17 protein-coding genes are annotated in these 25,760 nt (G+C 40.3%); 3 read left to right on the forward strand and 14 right to left on the reverse strand.

Going from position 1 to position 25,760, the window contains the following annotated elements:
* The first annotated feature begins 27 nt into the window (after positions 1-27).
* From B3B27_RS06250 to B3B27_RS06260, 3 genes are all read left to right on the forward strand, one after another.
* A complete protein-coding gene (locus B3B27_RS06250) occupies positions 28-1,407 on the forward strand; it encodes a DegT/DnrJ/EryC1/StrS family aminotransferase (protein ID WP_286847131.1) in 1,380 nt (459 codons plus the stop codon).
* A 32-nt stretch (positions 1,408-1,439) separates the two neighbouring features.
* Complete coding sequence (locus tag B3B27_RS06255) at positions 1,440-2,843, forward strand: hypothetical protein (protein ID WP_286833954.1); 1,404 nt, start codon at positions 1,440-1,442, stop codon at positions 2,841-2,843.
* Between the two features lie 187 nt (positions 2,844-3,030).
* Positions 3,031-5,361, forward strand: coding sequence for a hypothetical protein (locus B3B27_RS06260; protein WP_286833957.1), 2,331 nt, complete (start codon positions 3,031-3,033; stop codon positions 5,359-5,361).
* A gap of 23 nt (positions 5,362-5,384) precedes the next feature.
* On the opposite strand, the gene B3B27_RS06265 is transcribed toward B3B27_RS06260, so the two are convergent.
* The 14 genes from B3B27_RS06265 to B3B27_RS06330 all read right to left on the reverse strand — a co-directional run bounded on the left by B3B27_RS06265 (position 5,385) and on the right by B3B27_RS06330 (position 25,760).
* On the reverse strand, positions 5,385-7,169 hold the full coding sequence (locus B3B27_RS06265; RefSeq protein WP_286833959.1) for a phosphodiester glycosidase family protein: 1,785 nt from the start codon (positions 7,167-7,169) through the stop codon (positions 5,385-5,387).
* Positions 7,170-7,185: 16 nt separating this feature from the next.
* Entirely contained in the window at positions 7,186-8,613 is a 1,428-nt protein-coding gene (locus tag B3B27_RS06270) for a Gfo/Idh/MocA family protein (protein ID WP_286845022.1), read from the reverse strand.
* Positions 8,614-8,663: 50 nt separating this feature from the next.
* Positions 8,664-10,055 (reverse strand): Gfo/Idh/MocA family protein, encoded by a 1,392-nt coding sequence (locus B3B27_RS06275; protein ID WP_286833964.1) that lies wholly within the window; start codon positions 10,053-10,055, stop codon positions 8,664-8,666.
* A gap of 14 nt (positions 10,056-10,069) precedes the next feature.
* Entirely contained in the window at positions 10,070-12,277 is a 2,208-nt protein-coding gene (locus B3B27_RS06280) for an alpha-galactosidase (RefSeq protein ID WP_286833966.1), read from the reverse strand.
* A 19-nt stretch (positions 12,278-12,296) separates the two neighbouring features.
* Positions 12,297-14,348, reverse strand: a complete 2,052-nt coding sequence (locus B3B27_RS06285; RefSeq protein ID WP_286833969.1) for an alpha-galactosidase — start codon at positions 14,346-14,348, stop codon at positions 12,297-12,299.
* Positions 14,349-14,486: 138 nt separating this feature from the next.
* The gene (locus tag B3B27_RS06290) at positions 14,487-15,677 is read right to left on the reverse strand and encodes a DUF4998 domain-containing protein (protein WP_286833971.1); all 1,191 of its coding nucleotides are present in this window, start codon (positions 15,675-15,677) and stop codon (positions 14,487-14,489) included.
* A gap of 11 nt (positions 15,678-15,688) precedes the next feature.
* Positions 15,689-16,930 carry a DUF5000 domain-containing lipoprotein gene (locus B3B27_RS06295; protein ID WP_286847132.1) on the reverse strand — a complete coding sequence of 414 codons (1,242 nt, stop codon included), beginning with the start codon at positions 16,928-16,930 and terminating at the stop codon, positions 15,689-15,691.
* 25 nt (positions 16,931-16,955) lie between these two features.
* The gene (locus B3B27_RS06300) at positions 16,956-18,863 is read right to left on the reverse strand and encodes a RagB/SusD family nutrient uptake outer membrane protein (RefSeq protein WP_286847133.1); all 1,908 of its coding nucleotides are present in this window, start codon (positions 18,861-18,863) and stop codon (positions 16,956-16,958) included.
* An 11-nt stretch (positions 18,864-18,874) separates the two neighbouring features.
* Positions 18,875-21,994 carry a SusC/RagA family TonB-linked outer membrane protein gene (locus B3B27_RS06305; RefSeq protein WP_286833975.1) on the reverse strand — a complete coding sequence of 1,040 codons (3,120 nt, stop codon included), beginning with the start codon at positions 21,992-21,994 and terminating at the stop codon, positions 18,875-18,877.
* 487 nt (positions 21,995-22,481) lie between these two features.
* Positions 22,482-23,018: a DUF4886 domain-containing protein gene (locus B3B27_RS06310; RefSeq protein WP_286847135.1), complete on the reverse strand. Its 537-nt coding sequence runs from the start codon at positions 23,016-23,018 to the stop codon at positions 22,482-22,484.
* 34 nt (positions 23,019-23,052) lie between these two features.
* A complete protein-coding gene (locus tag B3B27_RS06315; protein ID WP_286847138.1) occupies positions 23,053-23,361 on the reverse strand; it encodes a DUF4886 domain-containing protein in 309 nt (102 codons plus the stop codon).
* A complete protein-coding gene (locus B3B27_RS06320) occupies positions 23,351-23,599 on the reverse strand; it encodes a hypothetical protein (protein WP_286833978.1) in 249 nt (82 codons plus the stop codon). Before B3B27_RS06320 ends, B3B27_RS06315 begins: the two co-directional genes overlap by 11 nt.
* Positions 23,600-23,631: 32 nt before the next feature.
* Complete coding sequence (locus B3B27_RS06325) at positions 23,632-24,966, reverse strand: Gfo/Idh/MocA family protein (RefSeq protein ID WP_286847141.1); 1,335 nt, start codon at positions 24,964-24,966, stop codon at positions 23,632-23,634.
* 23 nt (positions 24,967-24,989) lie between these two features.
* Positions 24,990-25,760 (reverse strand): FAD:protein FMN transferase, encoded by a 771-nt coding sequence (locus B3B27_RS06330; protein ID WP_286847154.1) that lies wholly within the window; start codon positions 25,758-25,760, stop codon positions 24,990-24,992.

The raw sequence follows: 25,760 nt of genomic DNA on the forward strand, positions 1-25,760 counted from the left end.
TATTTGGATTTTAAATGGAAAAACATTATGAAAACAAAAAAAGTTAGCAGAAGAGCATTTCTGACAACCGTATCAGCTGGTGCAGCTGCGATGGCGAGTTCAAATGTTGTGAAACCGTTGGAAAGTATTTCTACGAATATTTATCTAAAGAGTGATATTTCCAAATTAGCGGCACTTGGAGGAGAACCGGTTGTGAATAATAAGGTTTGGCCCAAATGGCCATATGTGGATGAACAAATAGTTGAAAGCCTTTCGAAAACAGTCAGAAGCGGTAGATGGAACAGAATAGACGATAACCTAAACGGAGCTGTTCCAACTTTTGAGAAAAGATACGCTCAGCTTTTGGGAGTGAAGGGGTGCGTGACCACCGGCTCTGGAACCCAGGCGTTGCATACGGTTGTCGAAGCCATGGGATTTGGGCCGGGTGATGAAATAATTACTACTCCCTACACCGATATGGGCACCATTTCCGCAATTATCAGCGCACGTGCTCTCCCCGTGATGGTCGATTTGGATAAAGAATCGTTCCAATTGGATCCTAAGGAAGTAGAAAAGAAAATCAATAAAAATACGGTGGCTATCATGCCGGTACACATGATGGGACAGCCGTGCGATCTGGACAGTATTTTATCTATTGCAAAGAAACATAATCTTAAAGTTATCGAAGACGCTTGTCAGGCACATCTTGCTGAGCACAGAGGTCAAAAATTAGGTTCTTTAGGGGATGCCGGATGTTTCAGTTTTCAAACCAGTAAAACAATTTGCTGCGGAGAGGGTGGCGGCATTATTAGCAATAATGAGAAATTGCTTAATGACTGTTATACGGTGATGAATCATGGCACGAATAAAGAGGGTCGTTCCGTTACCATCGGGCCAAAATACAGAATGAACCAGTTTGAAGCTACTATTCTTTTAGAACAGTTAAAGCATGCTCAGGAGCAATTTGAAACACGTAGCCGTAACGCTGCTTTCCTGACCTCTAAGTTGAAAGATTTTAAAGGTTTGGTCCCTCAAAAAATGTATCATAAAACCGATAAAGGATCATATTACCTATATACAATGGCTTTCCACAAAGAGTATTGGAATAATGTTCACCGGAATGTTTTTTTGAAAGCAATAGCCGCTGAGGGAATTGAGCTCAGTCCGTATATTAAAAACGGCCTGCATCGCGAACCATGGACGGATAATATTCTTTCAAGAAGAGAATATAAGACCATGTACTCCGCTGAGAGGTTACAACAGTTCAAGAGCGACTTATTCCTCCCGGCTTGTGATTGGGTTTGCGATAATATGGTCATGCTTTGGGCGTCAGGCCCCTTGCTCGCGAATGAGAAAGACATGGAAGATGTGATCAATGCTATCATGAAAGTATATGAAAACAGGGATAAACTCCATCTGATTTCCTAGAAAGGGTCAAACTACTCATAACAGTAAGCCAAATGCTATTAAAAAATGTATCAAGAAGATCGTTTTTGACGACCGTAACCGGCGGGATTGCTGCTGCAACTGCTGCAGCCGTCCCGTTTGGAAACATCTACCGCTATATCGATAATAAAAATGGCGATTCTCTAAAATTGGGCGTATTCGATGTTGATGCCACGCCGCCCGTGAGTAGCCTTTTGACTTACGACCCAATGATCAATTCCTCTGAATTAGGGCTGAGAGCGAGAGGCGTAGTCATAACCGGGGCCGGCCTCCCTATAGTTTTATGCGCTGTCGATTGGATAGGTATTTCAAACGAATCTCAAGATGTCTTTAAACAGGCCATCGCTGAGGCGGCAGCCACGGCTTCCGACCGAGTGGCTGTGCATACCGTACATCAGCACGATGCGCCTATTTGCGATTTTACAGCCGAACGTTTATTAAAAGAGAAGAATTTGCCTATCGGTTGTTTCGATGGCACCTTCGCCCGAGTTCTTATAAAAAGGCTACAAAAGTCGATTGCTAATTCGTTACTGAAATTGCAGGATGTTACGCATATCGGATTAGGGAAAGCTCCGGTTTTTCAGGTTGCTTCCAACAGGAGAGTCGATACAATTAATGGGAAGATGGGCGTGATGCGTGGATCTTCTTGTTCTGACCCCCGGCTAAGGAATATGTCGGAAGGGGTAGTTGATCCCGATGTGTCGTTACTCAGCTTTTGGAATAAAAATATCCCGCTCGCTGTTTTAAGTTTTTATGCCACCCATCCGCAGAGCTATTACCGTACGGGCATTGCAAATCCTGATTTTCCCGGGATTGCCCGGTATCTTCGTCAGTTGGAAGTTCCCGATGCGTTGCATGTTCATTTTAATGGCGCAGGCGGGAATATTGCCGCGGGAAAATACAATGACGGTAGCCGTGAGACTCGGTTTATTCTCGCAAAAAGGCTTGCCGACGGCATGAAACGCGCATGGGAAAATACGCAGAGATATTCCGTAAATAGCGGTAATGTTACCTGGTCTGTTACGCCCGTTTTGTTGCCATCCAATCCTAAAACAGCCGATATCGAAAAGGAAATGGCCACGAAAGACGGCATTTATTTGGCCAATAATTTAGGCAGGTTGGGTTGGTATAAACGGACTTTGCAGCGGAAAGCAATTGGTTTTGCTTGTTTGGGAATTAATGATGCGAGAATTTTTTTCATGCCCGGCGAACTCTTCGTAGAGTATCAGTTGGCCGCCAAAGCAAAAGCTCCTGATAGATTCGTGGCGATGGCCGCGTATGGCGATTATGGCCCATTTTATATTGGGACCAGGAATGCGTACCGGGAAGGCGGATATGAAATTCTTTCAAGCCCTGTTACGGAGAATGCGGAAGGCGTTATAATGAGGGCAATTGATGAACTTTTTAACAGGAATTAAACGAATTGTAAACTTGACTATAACATTCTAATTACCAGCGTATATACTTGATTTAAGTTAAGTAAATAATAGAGTGTTATTTTTTATTGCTTTTGATATCGTTTTTTACGTCTAATATTGAACAGAAACGATATGTTTATTCTACGATTTTCAACTTTTTTTAACACAATAAAATGTATACAGGCTTATGATGGCTCAAACTATATTTCTATTACTTTTATTGAATTTCGGTCTTGATGGGACAAGCGAGATTCCAAAAACAGAAAAATTCCCGGTGGTCAATCAAATCGATAAGGAGATTGGCCTATTCCCAATAGATTATAAATACTCTGGCTGGCGCGGCGGTGTAGGTGTTGCTTTTGGTCAACCTACACTCAATATACCAGATATAACCGAACTTGGCGTTGAAATAGTGTGGGGAGGAGAAGACGCAAAACGTACGTCGATGTTGGACATAGCCGTCTTCGACTATTGGAATTCTGTGGTCGAGATATCGATTAAAGATCCAGAAGGACGATATGATTTCAGTCATATAGAAGACAAAGAGAAAGCGGCCGTAATAGCATTTGACAAATATGCTGAATTACAATACGGAGTGCCGGGACTTTCGAAGTACGCTAAAGTGAAGTATATTTCAGATGGGGCGTATGGGGATGTCTATGGTGAAATGGATCTGTCGTCGATTAATCCTTTGGTGAAAGCTGTAGTATCCAGCAAACTGGAAAGATTAACGAAAAACGGGAATAAATATGGGGGAATGGCGCTTGACAATGCCGGAAAAGTTCCCGAGACCTTTCTGGAGTATCTTCAAAACAGTTTGCATCCTGCGGGATTTGGTATTTTCACCAATGGAGGGCCAAGTCATTTATACCGCTATGTCGATCTCTTCGCGAATGAGGGTTTTCAATTCTCACAACAAAGGATGCATAATATGCAGGCGGATGGTTTTAAAGGAGTTCAGGCGGAATTACTTACCCGTCAATTGTCAGCCGGAGAACTGGAAAAATACCTGAAAGCGAAACACTTTAATGGTATTGTATATTTCGGATATACAGACGGAAGAGTCAGGGCGGCCGGGACACACTATTCATTTTTTTCTTCCCGACCGGATATTTATGACCATCAACGATGGGTTCTGCGTAAAATCTTGCCACTAACCCGATCTATGTTTAGCGCGGGACCACAAGATAATGCGTATGCTTATCTTCTAAACAACAAGACAGAGCGTCGCGCCGAGTCATCTAATAAGAGTCGTCAGAATCGTGTTGATGCAACCGGAAGAGTTATTGAGCCGGGGTTGATTGAACCGGAAGATAATGATATTTTTAACGGAACTTTGGCGCTAGATGGAAGTGTTAAAAGATATGGCGATGATGTTGAGAAAGGAATTTATTTTTATGTCAATTCTAATAGGCCGGAGACCGTTGAATGCCGTCTTGATAGTTTAGATGCGGAGACATCCGGCTTACTTGTTTTTGATGAATTTTCGGAAAAGCCATTGAAATATCAAAGAGATGGAAGAAAGATCCGATTCGAGACGCCATCCGGTCCTTCTCTCATTCAATTTGGGAAAAAAGAGGTAATTGTTGAAAAAATCCTCTCACGTATTTCAAATCTATTTAAAGTGCAGTTGTTACAACGTGAAATGGATGAAAAACTAGGAATTGGATATACTCAAAAGAAAATGACTCTGCCATCCCCTAATTTATTAAGGGCAGATTTCGATAAGCCAATGAAACCATGGACCCCGTTTTGTCAGGGTTATCTCATCGATTTAAAGACAAAAAGGTCTGGACGCGGCAGTCTACGAACCGACGGAAATACCTATTCGATGTATAATAATCAATGGCCTTACCATAACCGACAGGGTGCCGCCCAGTTTGTTACGCTGAACCAGTCGAAACCGGAACCTCTGACGCTTACGGCTTATAGTAAATCTGTGAACGTTAAGAGGTCAGATTTAAAGCAGATCACTGACGAGAACCGAAGAGATCATTTTGGTGAACGGTTAGGGTATTATTATGCAATGCATTTATATCTGGATTATCAAGATGGGAACTGGCCAGAAGTTCATACTTTCACCTTCTCTCCCGGGACACATGATTGGGAAGAAGGGAAGATTACCGTTATTCCTAAAAAAGCGGTAAAAACAGCAATGGTCCTAGTGGAGCTACATCAGCCTGAGGGTACTGCCTGGTTTGATGATTTTAGTCTTGTTGAAAGTACAAACCCCCAGCACAACTTACTTGCGAGCGCTGATTTTGAAAATTCCGATATTCTTTTGGACAAAGCCAACGCGCGTGAATACGATTTGAAAGTATCCGCATTAAATGAAAGCATAAATCAAACGAGAAAGAAAGTATCTCTCAAAGAATTGAAACAACTTGAAAATGAAGTCATGTCGATTCAGCAATGGCTAATTTCACAGGGAATTGCAGAAATATCGGGGCGTGAGATGCGTGATTTTTATGATGCGTCCGAAAAATTAAGAATTTGTCGGAATCTACTGGAGAAATAGAAGAAAAGTGAATATGGGGTATTTCAGTTGTTATCTTGACGAACAACCAATACTCCATTTCCTACAGCTCTCACACTCCCATCCGATGGGTTGTTAACCACTTGATCTCGGACTACCATTACCGATGATCCTCCTCCATCTAAATTAATGGCATACCAAGCTCCGGCCGACAAGAGTATTTCACCGAAATCTTTCATCGTGCATCCTTTTGAAAAGGTTTGCCTACCGTCGGCAACCATTAAATAGGCTTTTCTTTTATCTTTAGAATAACCAATTCCCGTTCTTGGATTATATAGGTCATCACCTTCGGCTCGTTCTCCGTTCTTTAGAATAATATTATCGCTTCCTCCAACCATCTCTTTAATTTTAATTGTCAGATTTGGATTCGATTTTAGGGTAACTCCAAGATAAATATTGATTTCTTCATTCATTTTTAGCGTTTTTAAAAAATCTGCGGAGCTCCCCCTGCCATGCAAAACGGCACATCTTTCAGGAATTATTGATTTCCCCGGGTTGTCATAAATGTCTTCAACCTTGCATCGGATTTCTCGATTAGCTTCAAAAAAGAAACTTTCATTATCCTTAGGTCGTATTACAACCTTTGTTCCACCATCGACAGTTCCCGTTGTTTTACCGAATGAAGGTGTATAAAGTGTCATCAAATTGGGGGTAAGATTAGGGTAAGCCTCTAATCTCAGCATATTTACGGTATGTATTGTTGTGGTAAACTCTCCTTTCTTCAAGATCCCCTGAAAAATGGGCCTATCGATATAAGGTATTCCATCTTCACTTAAAATGAAACAAGCCCGGCCGGTCGGATTGGTTACCATCCCTCCATGATGGAACTGCCCACTTCTTGGAATGCCTATTTCAATAGGATCCTGATAAAAATAAAAATCCCCGTTTGTGGCCGCAACGACGTCGTAACCTTGTAATCTTTTCCGCTCTACCATTGCATTTGGGCGTTCGGTTGCGATGGCATTGTCCATCGCGAGGCAGGTCTCTACTCGGATGAAAGGGTTTGTCAAATCGATTTCTAATGCATAGACTCTCAGGGGGTATTCTTTTATTGCGATAGAATAGTAGGATAAACCCGGGCTAATAGTTTGTCTTTGTTGGAGTGTATCTACTCGATACCATTTCCCGTTGATTTTACAAACATCTTTAAGTTCTGTAGTCGTTACGTATAACTTGTCCAGATAGATAATCTGATTGTTTTTATCTTTTACGTAAGGCAGCAGATTATAGGTTGTCGCCGGTTCTAAATTATCAATTAAGATTGTTGAATTAACCGATGATTTTTTAACTGGATCTTTAGCTGTTACTTCCGATTTACTGTAGTGTATTCCCCATTCTTTTAACCGGCTTGTTGAGTTGAATGAAATTTCAACGGAAGTGCTGGTAATTTTACTGTAATCAATTATTGCTTTAAAAGCGATTGGCGATAGAGTCGTGAATTTTTTTTCAATTCCGTGATAGGTAACGCCATCATCGACATAAGCGCGATAATAATAAAGCTGATCAGAGACTAATTCACTTAAACGGACTTCATATCCACTTTCAGAAGTATTTGTATGGGACATTTTTATATATCCATTACCATTTTTAATTTCAATGCCATAATCTCGAATGGTTCCACTTCCGGCATCGGTAATTTTTCCTAAACAAGTGGCAGATATATCGGTAATTTCCTTGACGCCTATCGTTTCAACTTGGGGCGGGTTCACTCCTTTTTCCGGCGTTTCATTACAACTTAAAGAAAAGAATACCAATAAAAGAAAGTATAATATAAATTGATTGCCTTTCATTGACGTTTCGGAAAATTCAATTAATGCTTTTCTTTACGGATGTGTTGCCACCTTCCGATAAGGATATATCAACCGGTTGATTGCCCTGCCATGCCCCTCTTGTAAAATCAGGTACTTCTATAGGCCTGGAATTATTAGATAAAGACCACTGACTCAACGAAGTTATCACACTCCATGCAGCAGCGTCGTACACATCAATATCCATCGGTAATCCGTTTCTTAAACAGTCGATAAGCCTCCATGTCATCAGAAAATCCATTCCTCCATGCCCTCCGACCTCCTGCGCCATATCTCCGATCCTTTTCACAATCTTCGGCATATATTGCTCATTTACCTTTTTCATTTCTTCTTCGTTCAACCACTCGTCCCCGACGGAGATTCTGGCCGGGAGCGGATATTTCTGGGCGGCAGCGCGGGTTCCGCTGATGGCATGTATCCGCGAATAAACTCTGGGGCTTGTAGTGTCATGCTGCAGCATGATAGTACGACCCTTTTCAGTACGAATGATCGAAGTATTTATATTACCCCTGTAGGAATCGGTATTGAATTTTTGATAGAACGGGTCGGATGAAGCCAACTCTGCTACATTTTTGCCCAACATAAAATCATCTGACGACATAGAAACCATATGGCTCAATTTATCCCCACGATTTATATTCATGATCTGACAAACCGGGCCTAATCCATGGGTAGGGTAGATATTCCCGTCATGATACTGACTCTCTTCGAGTCTCCACATATCATTATCCCTCGTCTTTTCATAGATCTTTTGAAAGTGCAGATAAGCAGCATCGCCGTGTATGATATCGCCGAAAAAGCCCTGACGTGCCATATTCAATGTCAATAATTCGAAGAAATCGTAACAGCAATTCTCCATCATATAACAATGTTTCATCGTGTTTTCTGATGTTTCCACGATATTCCACGCTTCATCCACCGTTGCGACGGCCGGTACCTCAACAGCCACATGCTTTCCGCATTCCATCGCATAAACGGATATTCTGGCGTGAAGCGGACCTCTCGGCACCGCAATACTGATCAGATCTATATCGGGATTCTCACATAAACCCCGCCAGGCATCATTGCTTCCGGTATAAACCCCGGCTGTAGGTAATCCTCTCTTTTGCAATAACTGCTGTGCCTCATCAATACGAAACTGAGCAATATCACAAATAGCTTTTATCTCCACCCCGTCCAAAAACGTCATCTGATTAAGATTGGAATATCCTCTGTTACCGACTCCTACAAAGCCGGTGCGAACAGTTTTAAGTATTGGAGCCCGGTAGCCGCACATATTATTATATTGATTGCTTTTTGTCTTGTAACCGGAAATAGTTTTAATTTCGTTCGAAACCATTTCGTTGGCCTTAAGGCCGGGGGCGACCGTCAAACCGATGCCTCCGATTGCAATTTGCTTTAAAAAGTCTCTCCTGTTCTCTTTCATACGACAATATTTATTTTTTCTCTTTTCTATTATCCGAAACCATCAGTCACCTATAAAACCCTATCCATATCTATAATAGGCCATGGCTTTGCATCCTTCCATTCTCCTCTCGTAAAATCCGGAACTTCTACCGAATTACTTCTGTCTAGAACCGATCTTTCACTTAACTCCACAATGGAGGACCATGCTGCCGCATCATAGACATCCTGATCCAAGGGTAAGCCATTTCTCAAACAATAAATCAGTCTCCAATCCATAATATAATCCATTCCTCCGTGCCCTCCGACCTTTTTGGCCTGTTCACCTATATACCTCGATAATGGATGTTCATACTTTTTCATGATAGCATTAAAATCCTCATCACTTAAAAATTCATGCGGGTCGGGCTCCAGGGCTATCTTTTGTTCCGGATATTTTACCGCATATCCTTTTGTCCCATAAAGTTTATGAAGACGGTCATACGGAGCCGGACTCGTCACGTTATGTTCGATTAGGATTGTATTTCCATTGACTGTTTTGACAGTTGTACAGTTCATGTCGCCCAACTTATAGACAGTTTTCGCTTCCGAAGAATCTTTACCGTATTTGTTTTCCGCATAGAGCGTCAATCCGTGATGATTTGAAGACATTGACGTAAGATAATCAAAGCGATCGCCTCTGTTAATACCCATCATTTGTGCAATCGGTCCCAGTCCATGAGTGGGATAGGGATTCCCCGTATGCCTGGTGTAATGATCCACTCTCCAGGTATTATGGTAGCTGTCGCTTCTGTCCAACTGGCATCTCAAATCATGGATATAAGCGCATTCACCGTGAAATACTTCTCCGAATAGACCTTTACGGGCCATGTTCAACGTAGTCAATTCAAAAAAGTCGTAACAACAATTTTCCAGCATCATGCAATGGCGTTGCGCCTGTTCAGCCATATCTACCAGTGCCCAACAGTCGTCTATCGTCATTGCCGCGGGAACTTCGATGGTAACATGTTTCCCATGTTTCATCGCGTACAAGGCGATTGGAACATGCAGATTCCAAGGCGTTGCATTGTAAATTAAATCAATATCATCACGCTCACATATTTTCTTCCAGTCTTCCTCTTTGGAATAGACAATTGCCTCCGGACGTCCGGCATCCCTAAGATTTTCTTGCGCCGATGCAATTCTTTCAGGTACTAAATCATCGATAGCGACAATCTGTGTGCCCTTAATTCTGGCCAGACGGTAAACCGCACTATTACCCCTTCCTAAGCCAATCACGGCAATTCTCACCACAGGGAGAGGTTCACAACGCAAGCCCATCACCGATTTACCTTTTCGTCTGGGTATTTTCAATCCTTTCTTCGCTGTTTCTGATGAATTCCCTGCATAACCGGGTAATCCCAAAGCTCCTAGCGCAACCCCGCTCAACACGGTCTTTTTAATAAAATCACGACGAGTACTCATAAATCTTGTATTATTTATATTTCACTAAGCAATATGACTGAACTATCAAATATGGCTTCAATTTGAAGATTTATCCCAATTTTCATCAACTCTTCTCCGGTAAATGTTTTTCCATCCGCCCAGAAACTCTTACGATTGTTTCTAGTATTCAATTCTTCCAGTCTGTACCTTTTATTCGGATCTAACCCCTTTAATTTACATTCAAAGTATTCTGTCCTACTGTGGAACTCCAGGCTGTACGCGAATAAAACGGCGTGGGACTGTTTCCTGTCAACGTAGAGCGATGCCGACCATCCGCCTTCATTATTGGGGGAAAGTAACCGATACAAATCTCCAAACTGAACGATCGGTCTAATTTTCTTGTATGTACGGATAGCTTCCGTTACAAAAACTTTATCGTCACCGGCTATATCCTTCAACTGTAATTCTAGTCCCAAGCGTTGTGACATCGCGACATCGAATCTGAATTTCAAAGGTGTTACCATCCCCGTTTGATGATTAGGGCTCGTTGAAACATGCGACGCCGTTGCCATTGCAGGAAAGAAGAGACTAGTACTGTACTGAATAAAAAGGCGATTCAACGGATTGGTATTATCACTTGCCCAAAATTCATCATGAAACCGCAACGCGCCGAAATCCAAACGTCCTCCTCCAGATGAGCAAAGTTGAATCATCACATCCGGGTGTGATTCCCTAATCCGTTCATAGACTTTATACAACCCTCTCGTATATTCTATCCAGAAATGGGTTTGCTCTTCAGCTCCCAGGTAATCGGAACCGACATTGTCGACATGTCTGTTGGCATCCCATTTAATATAACTGATATGTTCCGACAACGATAAAACATCATTGAATGTTTTCACTACAAAATCCTGCACTTTCGGGTTACTGAGATCCAATAACCATTGATTACGAATAGTCAGCATTTCCCTGTCCCCGCTTTTCACGATCCATTCAGGATGCTTTTCGGCCAGTTCGCTTTTAGGATTGACCATCTCAGGTTCTATCCATATTCCAAATCGGAGGCCTTTGTTTACAGCATATCGGGCAAGAAAATCAATTCCTCCCGGTATTTTTTTTCTGTTGACCTGCCAATCTCCCAATCCCTCACGATCATTGTTACGGGGATATTTATTGCCAAACCAACCATCATCCATTACAAACATTTCCACGCCAAATTCTGCCGCATGATCAATCATTTCCATAATGGTCTGCTCGTTGAACGAAAAATAGGCGCCTTCCCAGCTGTTAAGAACCACTGGACGTAACTGACCACCGTGAGCCAGCGCATATTTACGACTCCAGTTGTGATAATTGCGGGATATCTCTCCCATTCCGGATGAACTGTAAGTCATTATATTCTCCGGAGTTTGAAAAGATTCCCCGGCTTTGAGTTTATAGGATGACGCAAAAGGATTCATACCTGATAGGACATGGAGCCTGCCGAATTCATCAAATTCAAACGAAAGTTTGTAATTGCCCGACCATGCCAGCGATCCGGCGTATATTTCGCCACTGTTTTCTTGCACAGGATTATTTAATGATAACAAAAAGGATGGGCTTTCCGACTGAGTGGTACGGACACCTTTCTTCGACTCAACTTTTTTTATTCCGGGCGTCAGCTTTTCTTCAATCAGTTGCATCTCGTTTGCCCAAGTACCGGAAAAATGAGTTAAGTAATAGGACTGCGCTGTCAGCGGTAAATATGAAGAAGCCAATTCCTCTATCATTACCGGCTTACTCTCATTATGACTTACACAAACGCTCTGACTAATCACATTCTCCTTCCGGTATGCCTTAAACTGAAGATCAACCCAGACAGGATAGATTTTGTCCTTTAGCCGAATAACGGTTTCAGTCACATTATCATCGATATCTTTTGTATGGTGAGAATCATAGACGAGATCCGTGGTCAATACCCCATCCTGATGAACCAGACGGATCGCAGGCTCCATATATAATCTCCTCCCGTACGCCGGAAAGATCTCCGGAGCTGTACTCTCCTTTATATCCTGGTTCATTTTAAATCTCTCTTTGGAGATCTGCAAGGGAGTTGTCGACAGCTTATCTCCAAAATACTGGAAAATAGCTTTTTCACCCAGCTGAGACGTAAATATCAGACTGAGGCGTTCCGTTTCTATATGGATAAGCTCGCTGTTCTGTCCAACAGATACCATTATAAAAGAACTGAGGAAAAAACTGATAAAAACAATATATTTCATTAATAACAAGCCTTCTAAATTAATAAGTGGAGTATTTATACAATGCAAAACTGTTCATTTTAGGAAGATGTAGTGTAACGGATCCCGTATCGGATACCTGCTGTTTTATTCGGTCTCCATCTCCGGCTATAGGCGTCAAATTAACGACCCGGCCTGCAGGAAGCCATGTCTTAATCTTCGCACTAGCGTTCGGTGACATTTCCCTGAAAATCAGCAAATATCCCTGATCGTCCCGTATAGATTGAAAACCTGTCCAAGATTTTCCGGAAGGTTCATCCCCGATCGGTAAAATCACACCTTGGTGAAAATCGTGTTGAATGGTCCGGTATTTTTTTATCAGCTGTTGATTTGTAAATGCTCCTGCAGGAAGATCCGCCACATCCATCCAGACGAGAGGTTGTGCGGCCATGGTTGTGGCAAACAGGTATTCGAATGAATAATTTATCGGGGCAAACGGATCGTTTTCAGGGTATTTGTCTTTATTTTTCCACTTGTTGGGAAACTCAATAAGTAATTTTTCTGCAGGTATGTACCTTGACAACATCCAGAGATTTCTAAGGGTTTTATATGGATAGTAATTACCCCACTCAGTGTATCTGTTTTCTAAGAACAAGTTTCCATATTCCGTAAACATAAAATAACCGCCCCTGACTCCGGCTGTAATATCTATGTTAAAGAAGACATTTTCGTCAGTTTCACGCATCACTTTATCGTACATCATGCGGGTTCTTCTTTCTGCCAACTTGTTGGGCATCTTCTGACCATCAATTTTAAACATTCTTACCCCGTAATCCCGATACATTTTGATAATGGCATCGGCGTCTTTTTCCCAATCTTCATTATCATTGGAAAGCGACGGGTTTAAATAGAGGCAGACATCCACGCCAAGTTCTTTCCCTTTCTCAATGACGGGGGATAGTCCGTTAGGAAACAACTGCTTGTTGGGAGTCCAGAAATCAGGATTCTTTTTATAAACGTGCTGATAGGTCCCTTCATCGCTCCCTTCCTGCCAGCCATAATCCAATTGAAAATGGGTTATACCCAGCCGGGCACACGCTTCAATTTGCTTTTTGCAAAAATTTTCTGTCAATCTGCTGATGCTTCCTCTGTCCCCCCAAGTATTCATCACTATCATTTCATCCCTTTCAGGAAGGAGCTTGCGAAAATTTTTCTGATACTTTTGCAATGCAGTCAAACGTTGGATTTCTCCGCCGGAATAAACCCCGACAACAGCACTGTAGGCCTTTGTCCATTCATCCACATTCAAATCTTCAGGCGTAACGCCGAGTCCAATCATCCTTACATGTCCGAAGTTGGTAACAAAATCAGCTCCCGGATAGGCCAGTTGTACACCAGAACACGGAGCCTCTTTCAAGAAGAAGAGACCATCGTCAGATTCCATATTTTCACAAAAAAGTAGATTTCCCCGGTAAGTATTTTCGGTATAGGATGTACCCGAATAGGGTTTAACCATTGTGTTATTGAAATCAGACCTGTCCAGAAATTCAACAGTGTTCAAAGACCAATGTTTTCCTTCTAACGAAATTTGATCTATTATCGGAATTTCGTTGTATTGAGAGAGAATATTTCTGGATTCGACATAATCCAACTCCGCCGGATCTTTCTGTTTAATGACCCATTTTCCTTTTGCCTCTCCCCTTAAATAAATATCACAAGCGATGACGGGACAATCAGAATAAATTCGGTATACCTTTCGAATCTGCAAGTGATCAAGCGTATATTCAACAGTTATAGCCAAATGTCTGGGCAAAATAGCGGTTTCTATCTCTTCAGCAAACCATTTGTCATTTTTTGCGTCTTGATTTTGCTGGGGAATAAAAAAGTCGGGAGATAGTTTTTGATTGATCCAGCTATGGCAATTTTTTTTATCTTTGATAGAGATAGTTTTAAGATTCCCATTATTCCAGAGGAATTTTCGCTCGATCAAATTATTTCCAATAAATAAAGTATCATCATCGAATCTCGCGTAATAGGTATTTTTATCAATACAAAATATAAGTTGAATATTAATAATAAAGATTGAAAGGAAGATAAATTTTTTTAGAGTCATCTTGTCTATATTTAATTTCGCGGATAATTTTGGTAACATGTTATCCGAATCTAAAATATAGATTTGGATAACATGTTCACTTGATTTCTATAGGGATTTATTGATAGATCAATTGTGTCACCACCAATGAATATCAAATCATTCATTACTTCGCCCGCACACAAATATCTCTGAAATTTGTGTGTTCTGCGCATTATTCGAATCTCTTAAATAGATAAGCAGATAGCGTCCGGCAACATTCAATCCATCAGAAACCTCCAAGACCAATCTATTGTTTGATGCATTCGAGTCAAAAATTCCTTCGGTTATTTTTGTCCATTTATTAAAATCAACATTCATGTCTCCGGGGATATATTCATTTCCAACGTAATATTCCACTGAACGTGTCGAGTTGTTACTCCAACGGCGAAAGGTTTCAATCATCGCAATTTTTTTCGGTGACTTCATGTCTATTACTGCCCAGTGAGGAAGAGGTGCGACTGGAGACCATCGAGAATGCCAAAAATTAGATGGTATTCCTTGTGCATGAATGATCCCATCAATAATTGTTTTAACACCGCCTCCATCCGAAACTTGTTCATCGGAAACCCCTATGACTTCCCAGTTACTTCTGTCGAAAGGAAATTTTGTTTTATTGAACGACCAATCTGTAGCGAAAGTATCTATCGCGGTTGGTTCAGGTAAGAAAAATGTACGGTATTCGAAAGGTGAATCTGTTTTTGCATCTGGACAAGCCATGGACGTGGAAGATGCCGATAGCGATACAATTGCTTCTTGATTATCCTTCTTCGTGTATTTAACTTCTACCCCGATCATCTCTTCTGATGCTGCATACCAATCGATGGTTGCGTTCTCGTTTATGGCGTATTGTGAAACTGATTTTACCCTGCGATTTGAGAGCCCATTTTCAAAATTAGCGCCATATGAATTTGCAAAACCTTCGACTTTCAGAGAATAATTATCGGATGAATCTATTGTCTTCACGTGGAAAGAATAAGACCCTTCCTGTAAATTATCAATCATTACTTTTCCCGAATCACATAAAATGTGACTCTCTTTTATTGTTGCTCTTTCAATTGGAATTTCCAATGAATCTTTTCCATTATTCCAATATACATTAATTGATCGTACACTAGGCGAATCGTACAACCAATATTGAAATTGAATTCTACGTTTTCCAGATGAGAAAATAACCGAATCTACTTTCGGTGCATATACAATTTCTCCTCCTTTTGTATAGTCTTTATGATAATCCATCATATCTTCACATGAGAAAAATGCAAAAAAAGACAATATAATAATGTATAGATTGCTGTTTATCTTTTTCATCTTTTGTATTGTTAATCTATAATTTCACCGAAAAAACTTACTTCTGCAAAATAGCAGTTCGAAACATTTCCAAATGTCCTGTTAACTTTTACCCGTATATAACGCACTGCGGGTGAAGTTATGTCAATTGTAAAATCATGTCCTTTAGCGGCTACCGTAAAGTCTTCATCTGTTACAGTGCCTAATGGTGAACCGGAAGGCTTTATGGTTTTAAAATCTCCAATTTTTATCCATCCGGCCTCTTCCCATTTTCCATTCATAATCGGTTGATCTTGCGCACCCCATACTTCAAATAATTCAATATTTCCCTGATTATAAACACGTGGAGCGTAATTATAATCTCGTTGGAACGTATGAATGCGACTTAACTTCATCAGACGATGCAAGTCAATTGTAAACGCTGCTCCGGGAACCGTTGCTATGTATGTATGGCTCCAGGTGTCTCGGCTCCCGTCAAACATGCTGTAAGCGCTATTACCTGACGCCCACCCCGGGTAATCCCATCTTACGTCATTTTCATAAGGGTAAATAAGAGCAGCGCCTTGCGGTAAGGTGTTGTTATTTAGTATTTCAATTTTAGAACGATCTAACTGTTCTTCAAAAAGTGGAGTAATTACACCTTCTTTTGGGTATAGCGTATCAGAGTAATTCTCGTATCTGTCGCTGACAATGGCCCCAAAACGATATGGATTTGTATCGTATCCGCGAAGAGCGCCACTCCCGTCGGCTAATTGAGACGAAATTATCTCTACTGTCTGTAACTCGCCTTTGTCGTTTTCTCCTAGAAACTCGAAATTCAAGATCTCTTTGTCTTCATTTTTCCACCTAAACCCTACTCCTCCAAAATCGCTTAAGAATTCGAATGATTCTACAACTTTTTGGATGGCTGATTTTAGGGGAGTGAAACTTACTTCAACTGGATCTGAAAATTCAAGGGCGCGATTGAACGTATACAATGTTGCCGAATGTACCTTTTCATCGGTATATCCTTTTATTTCCAAGGATGTTTTATAATAAGAAGAAACTACTTCTCTTTGTTTTCCACTCTGTAAAGTGTAAATTGCTTTAACCCCTAATATATCATTTGAATTAGGAATTTCATAGGTAATTCGTACCCCCCCTGCTATGGGTGTCGTTTCCATGACAGTCACCTTGTCCGGCTTACCGGTTTTTTCATTTATCGGTTCCAAATTTTTCTCACTGCAGGAGAAGACAACCGATAACAAGATAGTGATATAAAAAACTTTTTTCATATTTATCATTTCCATTAATTGTTTATTACCAACCTGGATTTTGTATCAAATTCGGATTATTGATAATATCAGAATCAGGTATGGGCAGAAGATAATTATTTACTGTGAAAGATTGCGTGTAATAAGGAACTACTGTATAATATTCCCTGATATCAGTAGCACTGGTATTAAACCCTTCTATCTTACGATTATTTAAATTTTTCACGGCTGTTTTCCAACGACGACAATCCCAAAAATATGAACTTTCGGCAAATAACTCAATTTTACGTTCGCGGTGTATAATTTCTCTCATACCTGCTTTGGTCAGTGGTTTGTCAGGCTCATTAGAGTACTTCCTCCAGCTATCCAAGACACCCTCCAATCCGGCACGCCTACGAACCATATCCACGTATTGATAAATTTCTTGATCGGGGGAAGATTTCACTTCATTCAATGTTTCTGCATACAAGAGATAAAGATCAGCCAGACGCATCATTGGAACCGGGTATTTATATTCATACCAAGTATCTGCATTTCTAAATTGGGATTCAAAATTGACATACTTCTTTGGCCAGTACCCTGTTACATGAAGATCCCTAGGTTGAAGAGAACTTGATGCAGGTTCGCCCCAGCGCATCTTTACAGTAAAATTTGTTTGCGGTGTATTCCCGTACCAAACCGCCCTGTCAAAAGTCAGCCAAGAATAAAACCGGGGTTCTCTGTCGAAATTCATCGAAACGGTTTGTTCGGTTTGATCAATATAATATTTATGTTGACTATCCCCTTTACGAATGCTAAAACGTCCCTGATAATCATATATTTTATCTTCATTAATTGGCACTCCGTTTTTGGAATAAAACTCATCTACTATATCCAAGGGGACGCAATAGATTCCTCTGGTTGCCTGGCTGGAAGAGGCAGCATATCGAGGCATTGCGCCACCCTGATATATTGTCGTTGAACTACATCCCCATATTAATTCCACATTCCAGCGTTCAGTATAAACCGATCGTAACGTATTTAGCAGATTAACCTGTTCTGGAAGTCCTACAGGCGTTTTGTAATCGGATTGTTGATATAAACGAATTCCGGCCGTTTCACATGCCTCTATTGCTTTTTTACAGGCTGCCGCTGCTTTTTCCCATCGAGAAGGATCAGGTGTCTGATTAAAGAACGGTTTACCCTCATGGTTTAAAAAATTATTGAAGTCTGTATTCCCATTATAGAGGGGACTGGCCCAGGCTGTTAATACCCTCGCCTTAAACATCGATGCGATGGGATGCGTGTATCTCCCCAATTCTGTCGATGTTGTTGTTATGACATCGGGGAGGGGTTTGTTATCTTCCGAATCGCCCAATGCTTCTTCAGTGAGTTGAAGAATGTATTCAAAGCAATCATCAATTTTTTCCCGATACGCGCGAATTGTTTCTCCAGATGCTCCAACTGGTGGATTTTCTTTTAATAACACAACCGGACCATACATCTCCATCAGGAAGAATATATCCATCGCTTTATGTAGTTTTACTTCAGCGCTCCAACGTGCTTTTTCCTGAGAATCTAAATCCGGTACGCTTTCAATATTTTTCAAGAAAGTGTTGCAATCGTTTATATTTTTATATAAGCTAGGGGTATAGGCTGCACCTCCCGACCAATAATTTGCATACGGATCGGTAGGGGTAGAGTAGCCTAAAGCCACTTGCATCCCCATCCAATCGGGCCGAATTTGGTCGTTAACAATAAATTCGCCAGTACCCATGAAAGCCGGATTGGACGTGGCATCGCCATATCTTGGCCCTTGCTGATAGATTGTTGATAAATACTTTTCTGCATTATAACGATTTGAGAAAGCGTGATCTATTGTCGCTATATCGTCAGGAACAACATCTAGATAATTGCATGCACTTACTGTAAGTGCAAGAACTAATATTATTATGTAATTATAAATGTACTTCATATTCATAAGATTTAAAATCCAACATTTAGACCAATATTTATTACCCTTTGGAGCGGATATCCCAATCCGTTTCCACCCATTTCAGGATCCCAAAATTTGAAATTACTGAAACATAATAAGTTTGTACCACTTAAATAGAGACGAAGATTTCCTACATGCAGTGTGTCCATTACTCTTTTAGGAAAGGTATAACCCAACTCGGCACTCTTTAAACGCAAGAACGATGCATCTTGCATAAACCAAGTACTTGGTTTGTTATTGTTGTCGATTGCTTGATTAGCTAATCGCGGCCATACAGCATAAATATCCGGGTTAGATTCAGACCAATAACTATCTGAAAATGCTCTTAATACATTATTCCCATTTAAAAATGGGATAATGTTATTCGAATTATCTTTATTTGTATTCATCCAAAAAGATTGTCTGCCAGAGCCTTGGAAAAAGAATGAAAAATCCAAGCCTTTATATCCCATTGAAAGACCAAAACCATAATTGATTTCTGGTACTGTAGGATACCCAATTGGTACCATATCTAATTCTGAGATTCTTCCATCGCCGTTAATATCCCTATACTTAATATCACCCGCCTTATAGTCTCCAAATTGCGTCGGGGAATTTTTAACTTCTTCTTCGTCTAAGAATAAACGCTCAGCGATGTATCCCCAAGTTTGATTGATGGAATATCCTACTCTGGAACGCCATGGAGCATCTGAATATTCCGGTTCTTCCCACTCTAATACTTTACTGGTGGCGTATGTAAAAGTTCCGCGCCCGATCAACCAAAAATATTTGTTAAAATTCTTTTCATAATTAAATTCAACATCGATCCCACTTCCTTTTGCTTTTCCAAGATTCGCTTTTACAGGCACACCTATACCTGTTGTCTTAGGAATAGTCCGGGATAATAAGATACCTTCCCGTTTTTCATTAAAAAAATCAGCGTTTGCCGAAAAACCATTCTTCAGGAGAATTTCAAATCCTAAATTAGTTTTATAAGATTTTTCCCAACCGATATCATCATTCGCATATCTTGAAATAGTAACTATACCGGGATTATAGTCTAGGTTGGTTCCCCAATTAACGAAGCTGCTACCACCTATATTCACTTTAGATAAATAGTAGAAACGGTCGCTGGCACTTCCTATTGCATCATTTCCTACTAATCCGTAGGTCGCTTTTAATTTAAATACAGGAACATATTCCTTCAATGATGCAAAAAAATCTTCGTTTGATACCATCCATGCTGTGCCAATAGACGGAAAGAAGCCAAAACGATGTTCGGTAGAAAAGCGTTCCGACCCATTGTATCCAAAATTAAATTCGCCGAAATATCGCGTATCATAATTATAGGCCAAACGTCCTGATAACCCTAAATTCCTATAGGGAAGTGATGATTGTAGATCTGGTGCAGTTCCTTCTTTTTCTTCCCGCATTTGATATACCAATAAAGCGTTGACATCGTGCTTTTCTTGAAACTTCCGATTATATTCAGTCATAGCTTCCAAATAAAAAGTGGATTTTATATAACGGTCGCCTTCCTTAAAGTCCAACCATTCAGTTCCAGAGGCTTGGTTCAGGACGTCCAATTCATATTTTTGAGTCCATTTGTCATAACTCCCATCCTTGATTTTGTAAAAAAATGGAGAATACTGACGAGTTACGGTGTAATCTGAATTTCTATTCATGTTTACCATTGCTCTTGCAGTGAGCCCTTTAGTAATCATGGAGAGGTCTTGTTTAATTTCAAATTGCGTGATTAACGTGTTTTTACTATAATCTTTATACCCTTTCATCGCTTCTGCATAAGGATTTAGGTATCCTCCGTTTCCATAATTTCCAAATAGAATGTGCTTCGTAAAGATATTCGCCTCGTCAGGCTCATAATATGGTTTAAACAATACCGGATTTGATCTCATTATTTTGCGGTATAGATCTGCACCTCCGTCCAGAGGTCCAGTATATTCATCAAAAGAAGAATTCATTTTTATGATCATCTCCGTAGTTTTCGTTACATTGATATTTACATTCGCACGAATATTATACTTTAATAAGTCAATATTCGAATTAAACTGATTCTTTGAGTCCGGTTTTAAATTGCCATTATCTTTTGTTAATGCTGCGGCAACATAGTAACGAGCTATATTACCCCCTCCACTTATACTTAAATTGGCACGTTGATTCATTGTCACATCATTGAACAATATATCATACCAGTCGGTAGATGGATAAAGATCAGGATATAATCCCCGTTCAGTCATACGTATTTTTTCTTCACTATATAAAGATACTGCAGATGGATCGCGCGTTTTTATCGCTTCATTTTGCATTCTCATGTATGTGATTGGATCGGTTAGCTTCACACGGTTCGTTGGTGATGAAATTGAATTTTCGACACGAATATTAAGTTTAGCTTTCCCCTCTCGCCCCTCTTTCGTTGTAACTAGAATTACTCCGTTTGCTCCCCTCGCACCGTAGAGTGCAGTGGCTGTCGCATCTTTCATTATTGAGAATGTGGCGATATCATCGGTATTTAGGCGAGCTAGATCGTCAGTAGTAAGTTCTACCCCATCAATTAAAATTAACGGGTCTTTCTTTGCTTCCGCCCCAAATGTAGTGACACCGCGGACAAAAAAACTTGCATTGTCCTTGCCAGGCTCTCCACTAAGTTGGTAAGAAATAAGGCCGGCAACTCTTCCGGCAAAAGCCGTGGTTAAGTTACTGCTTGGAACTTTAAGTTCGGATGTTTTAACCGTCGATATAGAGCCTATTACGCTTTCCTTCTTCTGTTTGGCAAAAGCCACAACAGTTACTTCATCCAATTCGCTTGGCTGCGGCTTCATGGCTATTTCTAAGTATGTCCTACCGTTTACCTTAATTGTTTGTGATTCCATTCCAAGAAAAGAGAAAATCAAATTATCAGTAGGTAATACTTTGATCTCAAAACTCCCATCTATGTCAGTTGTGACACCTCTGGTAGATTTATCTACAATTACACTTACACCAGGCAAGGGACTATTTGTCTCATCTTCAATAACTTTTCCTTTTACTTGTATTTGTTGTTGCGCAAATGAGGATAAAGAAAAAATGATGAAGATGCAACATAAAATAATAAATTTAATTCTGCTTTTCATTTCATCTCATTTTTATTTGTTAAATTAAATAACGGGTTATAATTTACAGAAGCTCTGTTTATATTGATTTATTTTATTAAAAATTTACATTATCCTTTAATAATTGTCTTCTTTGACTTATTCCTAAAAATAACATTTATTATTTGGAATACATGTTGAAACAACTGGAAAAAAATTGTCTCTAAATGGCAAAATATTATCCATAACATATGTATATAATGATTAGGGAACTACAAAATACTAATCCACTCAATGATCAAAATGAAATGATATAATATCGAAATACTCGTGTTTATTTCTTGATACAAAGGAATAAATGAAAAAAAGAATCAAGGAGTTTATTGCGAAATAATATATTCAAAAAACGTAAATAAACAAAAAATGCTTTTAAATGTAAACCTTGTAGTTATGAGAGAATTTGTGATGCAATAGAAACATCAATCTGTTCGAGCCAGCCATTCATCGTGGTCGGGTACCACATTTGTTGTTATGTTTCAACCATAGCAATCGTAAGCCATGAATTTTCATTCACCTCAATGGGAGTGACTTTACCGGGCTCTTCGACCGCACGATGTGCGGCAAGTTGAGCTACTTTTATCTGAAAAGGCGTAATCGAATGAGGGGCATAATTATTTCCAACCACAGATTTTTGAAATAACTTCTCATACCATACGCAAGATGCGGTGTATCTCCCGTAATTAAGATCTAAATGATAGCCATCCCTGCAAAATGTATCTCCCAAACTGCTTGTTCTTCCGTTTTGTATGGCTGTCCCGGCCGGGATAATAATATCAATGCCTGTTTTTTGCGCTGCCCGATTGTATGCATCAATAATAGCATTGAACATCGTTATCTGGTTATTTTCATAATTGGCAAAACCGGCATGCGTGGAGTTTTGTGCATAAGCCCAAGTGGCGTGCAACACGATTTTCATGACAGGATTAGTTGAATGTTCCCTTGCAAAATCCATCAAGCGGTCAAGGTAGGGAAAAAAAGATTCGTACAGGCCGGAAAGGGAACTCACCTGTTGAAAAGAGATGTAATCCCATTTTTCGTCGCTAACGGCATCGATCAGCCTGTAAATTGGGCGTTATGGTTTTAATCCCGTCAACAATTTTTCGATAAGAGTAATCCGGTGAGTTATTCACTGTATTGTTATAGTGTTTTTCTAAAGAACATCCAGCAATATACATGTTTCCGATTATAATGGTATCGCCGTTTGCTTCTACCAGTCCCGGGAGGTAATGCTCAATAGCATCATCCGAGAAGCTATTCCCTATCGCCAATAGTTTTATTTGCTTCGCATAGATAGAAGTTGCGAAGATGTAAAACACAAGGAAGATCAGGATAGTTTTTTTAGTTACCATGAGTATTCTGTTTTATCAACTTTCTGATCATATAAACAATAACTCTAACCAGAATAACCAGTAGATAGAAAAATAGAGCAATAAAAATGACATATCCCAGTTGGGTAAACACTTCGTACCAGGGTGTTTTGAAGAGGATGATTGAAACGATGTTCGTTAAAAATGCCGCGGCAAAGCAAGCGGAAAGAATATATATTTCTTTTTTTAATTGCCTGGATGTTATAATTAAGTCTTTCATCTGAATATTTTCTTTTTATTGATGAATCTTTTCTAAGAGAATTTCATATAAGGAATTTTGTATTCTTCGGGAAAAGTAATTTTCTTTTGCTCCGCCATCGCCTGATTTCCCAAATGACAAAGCATGGTGGCAAGATAGGCCTCTTCCACTATATTTTTCCCTTTTTCACCGGTAATGCAAGCCTGACAAAATGCGGACAAAATTTCATCGGAACCATCTTTTAATGCGCCAATCATGGATAGACCATCATTCACATGAAATTCACCTTCAAGAATGTTGTGAGGGATATATTTCTCTTTCGTTTCCGGGCGCCAGCTCGGGCCGGCAGCAGGTACGGAGGCATATAATTTATTTCCTATCTGCCCAATCAATTGTTCAATCCCGGATTTTTTCCCGCCGGCTTCATCTTCCAGATAATAAATACCGGTGGCCAGGTTCATGGTTCCTTTATTGCCCAGTATTTGATCTTCCATCCCGTTGAATTTATTGGAAATAAGCGATTCATAATTGATTTTGACCCCATTGGAGTAGTGATACACCAGATTTACACTATCATATACCTCTCTTCCGTCTTTCCAATATACGATGTCTCCTGTTCCTATCACTGATTCAGGCACCATCTGCATAGCCCAGCAGCAGACTTCCAATTGATGGGATGCCAATTCAGTCATTAACCCGGCTGAATAATCCCGATACAAACGCCAGTTGATCTGACGCTCCAGTTCCGGAGAAGGTACGGGGCGCCTCCAGTCATGGTTCCTGAACCAATGACAGCGTTCTCCCACAATTTCTCCGATTAAGCCGGAATGGATCATTTGTATCCCCTTTATATACTTCTTGTCGTACATACGCTGCATGCAGAAATAGAGAACTTTATCCGTTTTCCGATATGTATCGTAAATTGCTTTGCATTCCTCCATGGTTAAAGCCATTGCCTTTTCGCAATACACGTGCTTTCCCGCATCCAGGGCATCCAATGTCATAGGAGCATGCAGATAAAGCGGGGTAGATATAATAACTCCGTCGATGTCAGCAGATTCCAGCATCTTTCGATAGTCGGTATATGTCTTCGCGTTGGGACAAAGACCGGAAGCCTCTTTCAGGTTCGGGGGATATATATCACACAGAGCCACAATTTCGGCATGTTGCAGAGACAATACTGCGTGTATATTATACGTTCCTCTGGAACCCGTTCCGATAAATCCTATCCTGGCTTTCTCTTTTTTTATTTCTTTGGCTTTATCCGGGGTAAACGACTGCAACCAGGGGGTCGTAGCTAAAAGCGCGGCTCCTCCCGAAACGTAACCTAAGTCTTTGATAAATTGTCGCAGGCTCGTATCCACTTGTTTAGGCTTTTTGTTTGACATAATGTTACTTCACTAAAGTTAGACTAATATTCTACTGTATTTTGTACTTTAAAACCTTCTGTAATTCGTTTCTTTTCCGTATCATCGGCGATCATGAAAACTGTGCTTAGCACTTCAGCATCCAATGGATCTTTTGAGGTGATCGAGACGACCTTATTTCCTTTTATTGCTTCTCGCGACATAGGCCGTACTATATGGCCTGTGTAGGTCGGTGTATTTCCCGATACCGACAATGCCTCGTCCTTTAAAGAAATCTCACCTAAAACTTCATCATGGTTATATGGGTTTTCAATGCTCACCTTCCATGCATCTCCGTAAGGATGGTGCCCCATTCCCAGAATAGAACTGTTCCCGAAATCTACAAAACAGTGTTTTACTCCGGCTTGATGAATTAAATCCTTAATTTTCACCAGTGCATATCCTTTGGCATAGCCTCCAAAATCTAATGATATATCTTTTTTCAAAAAAATGACAGTGTGCTCTCTTTCATCCAGCAACACTTTTGAAAAATCATCCAATGTGATATCAAACAATCCCAATGTGCGGATATTGTATTGCCGGCAACTTTTCAGGATCGTCCACATCTCCTGGCTTACATGCACAGGTTCAAGAATAGCTTCGCGATTGATTTTTGAAGTTTCGCTTGTACTGCTAAAGCGATTAAAGATCCGGTCGAGCCGCCGAAGTTCGAAAACGACATCTTTCCAAACTTCCTGCGATTTCAATTTGTTTTGGCCGATGATAAGTATATCGAACCGTGTTCCCATGATGTTCTGCAATGAACCATGGAACAT

It is taken from the genome of Proteiniphilum sp. UBA5463 (assembly GCF_002427225.1).
Classification (GTDB): Bacteria; Bacteroidota; Bacteroidia; order Bacteroidales; family Dysgonomonadaceae; genus Proteiniphilum; species Proteiniphilum propionicum.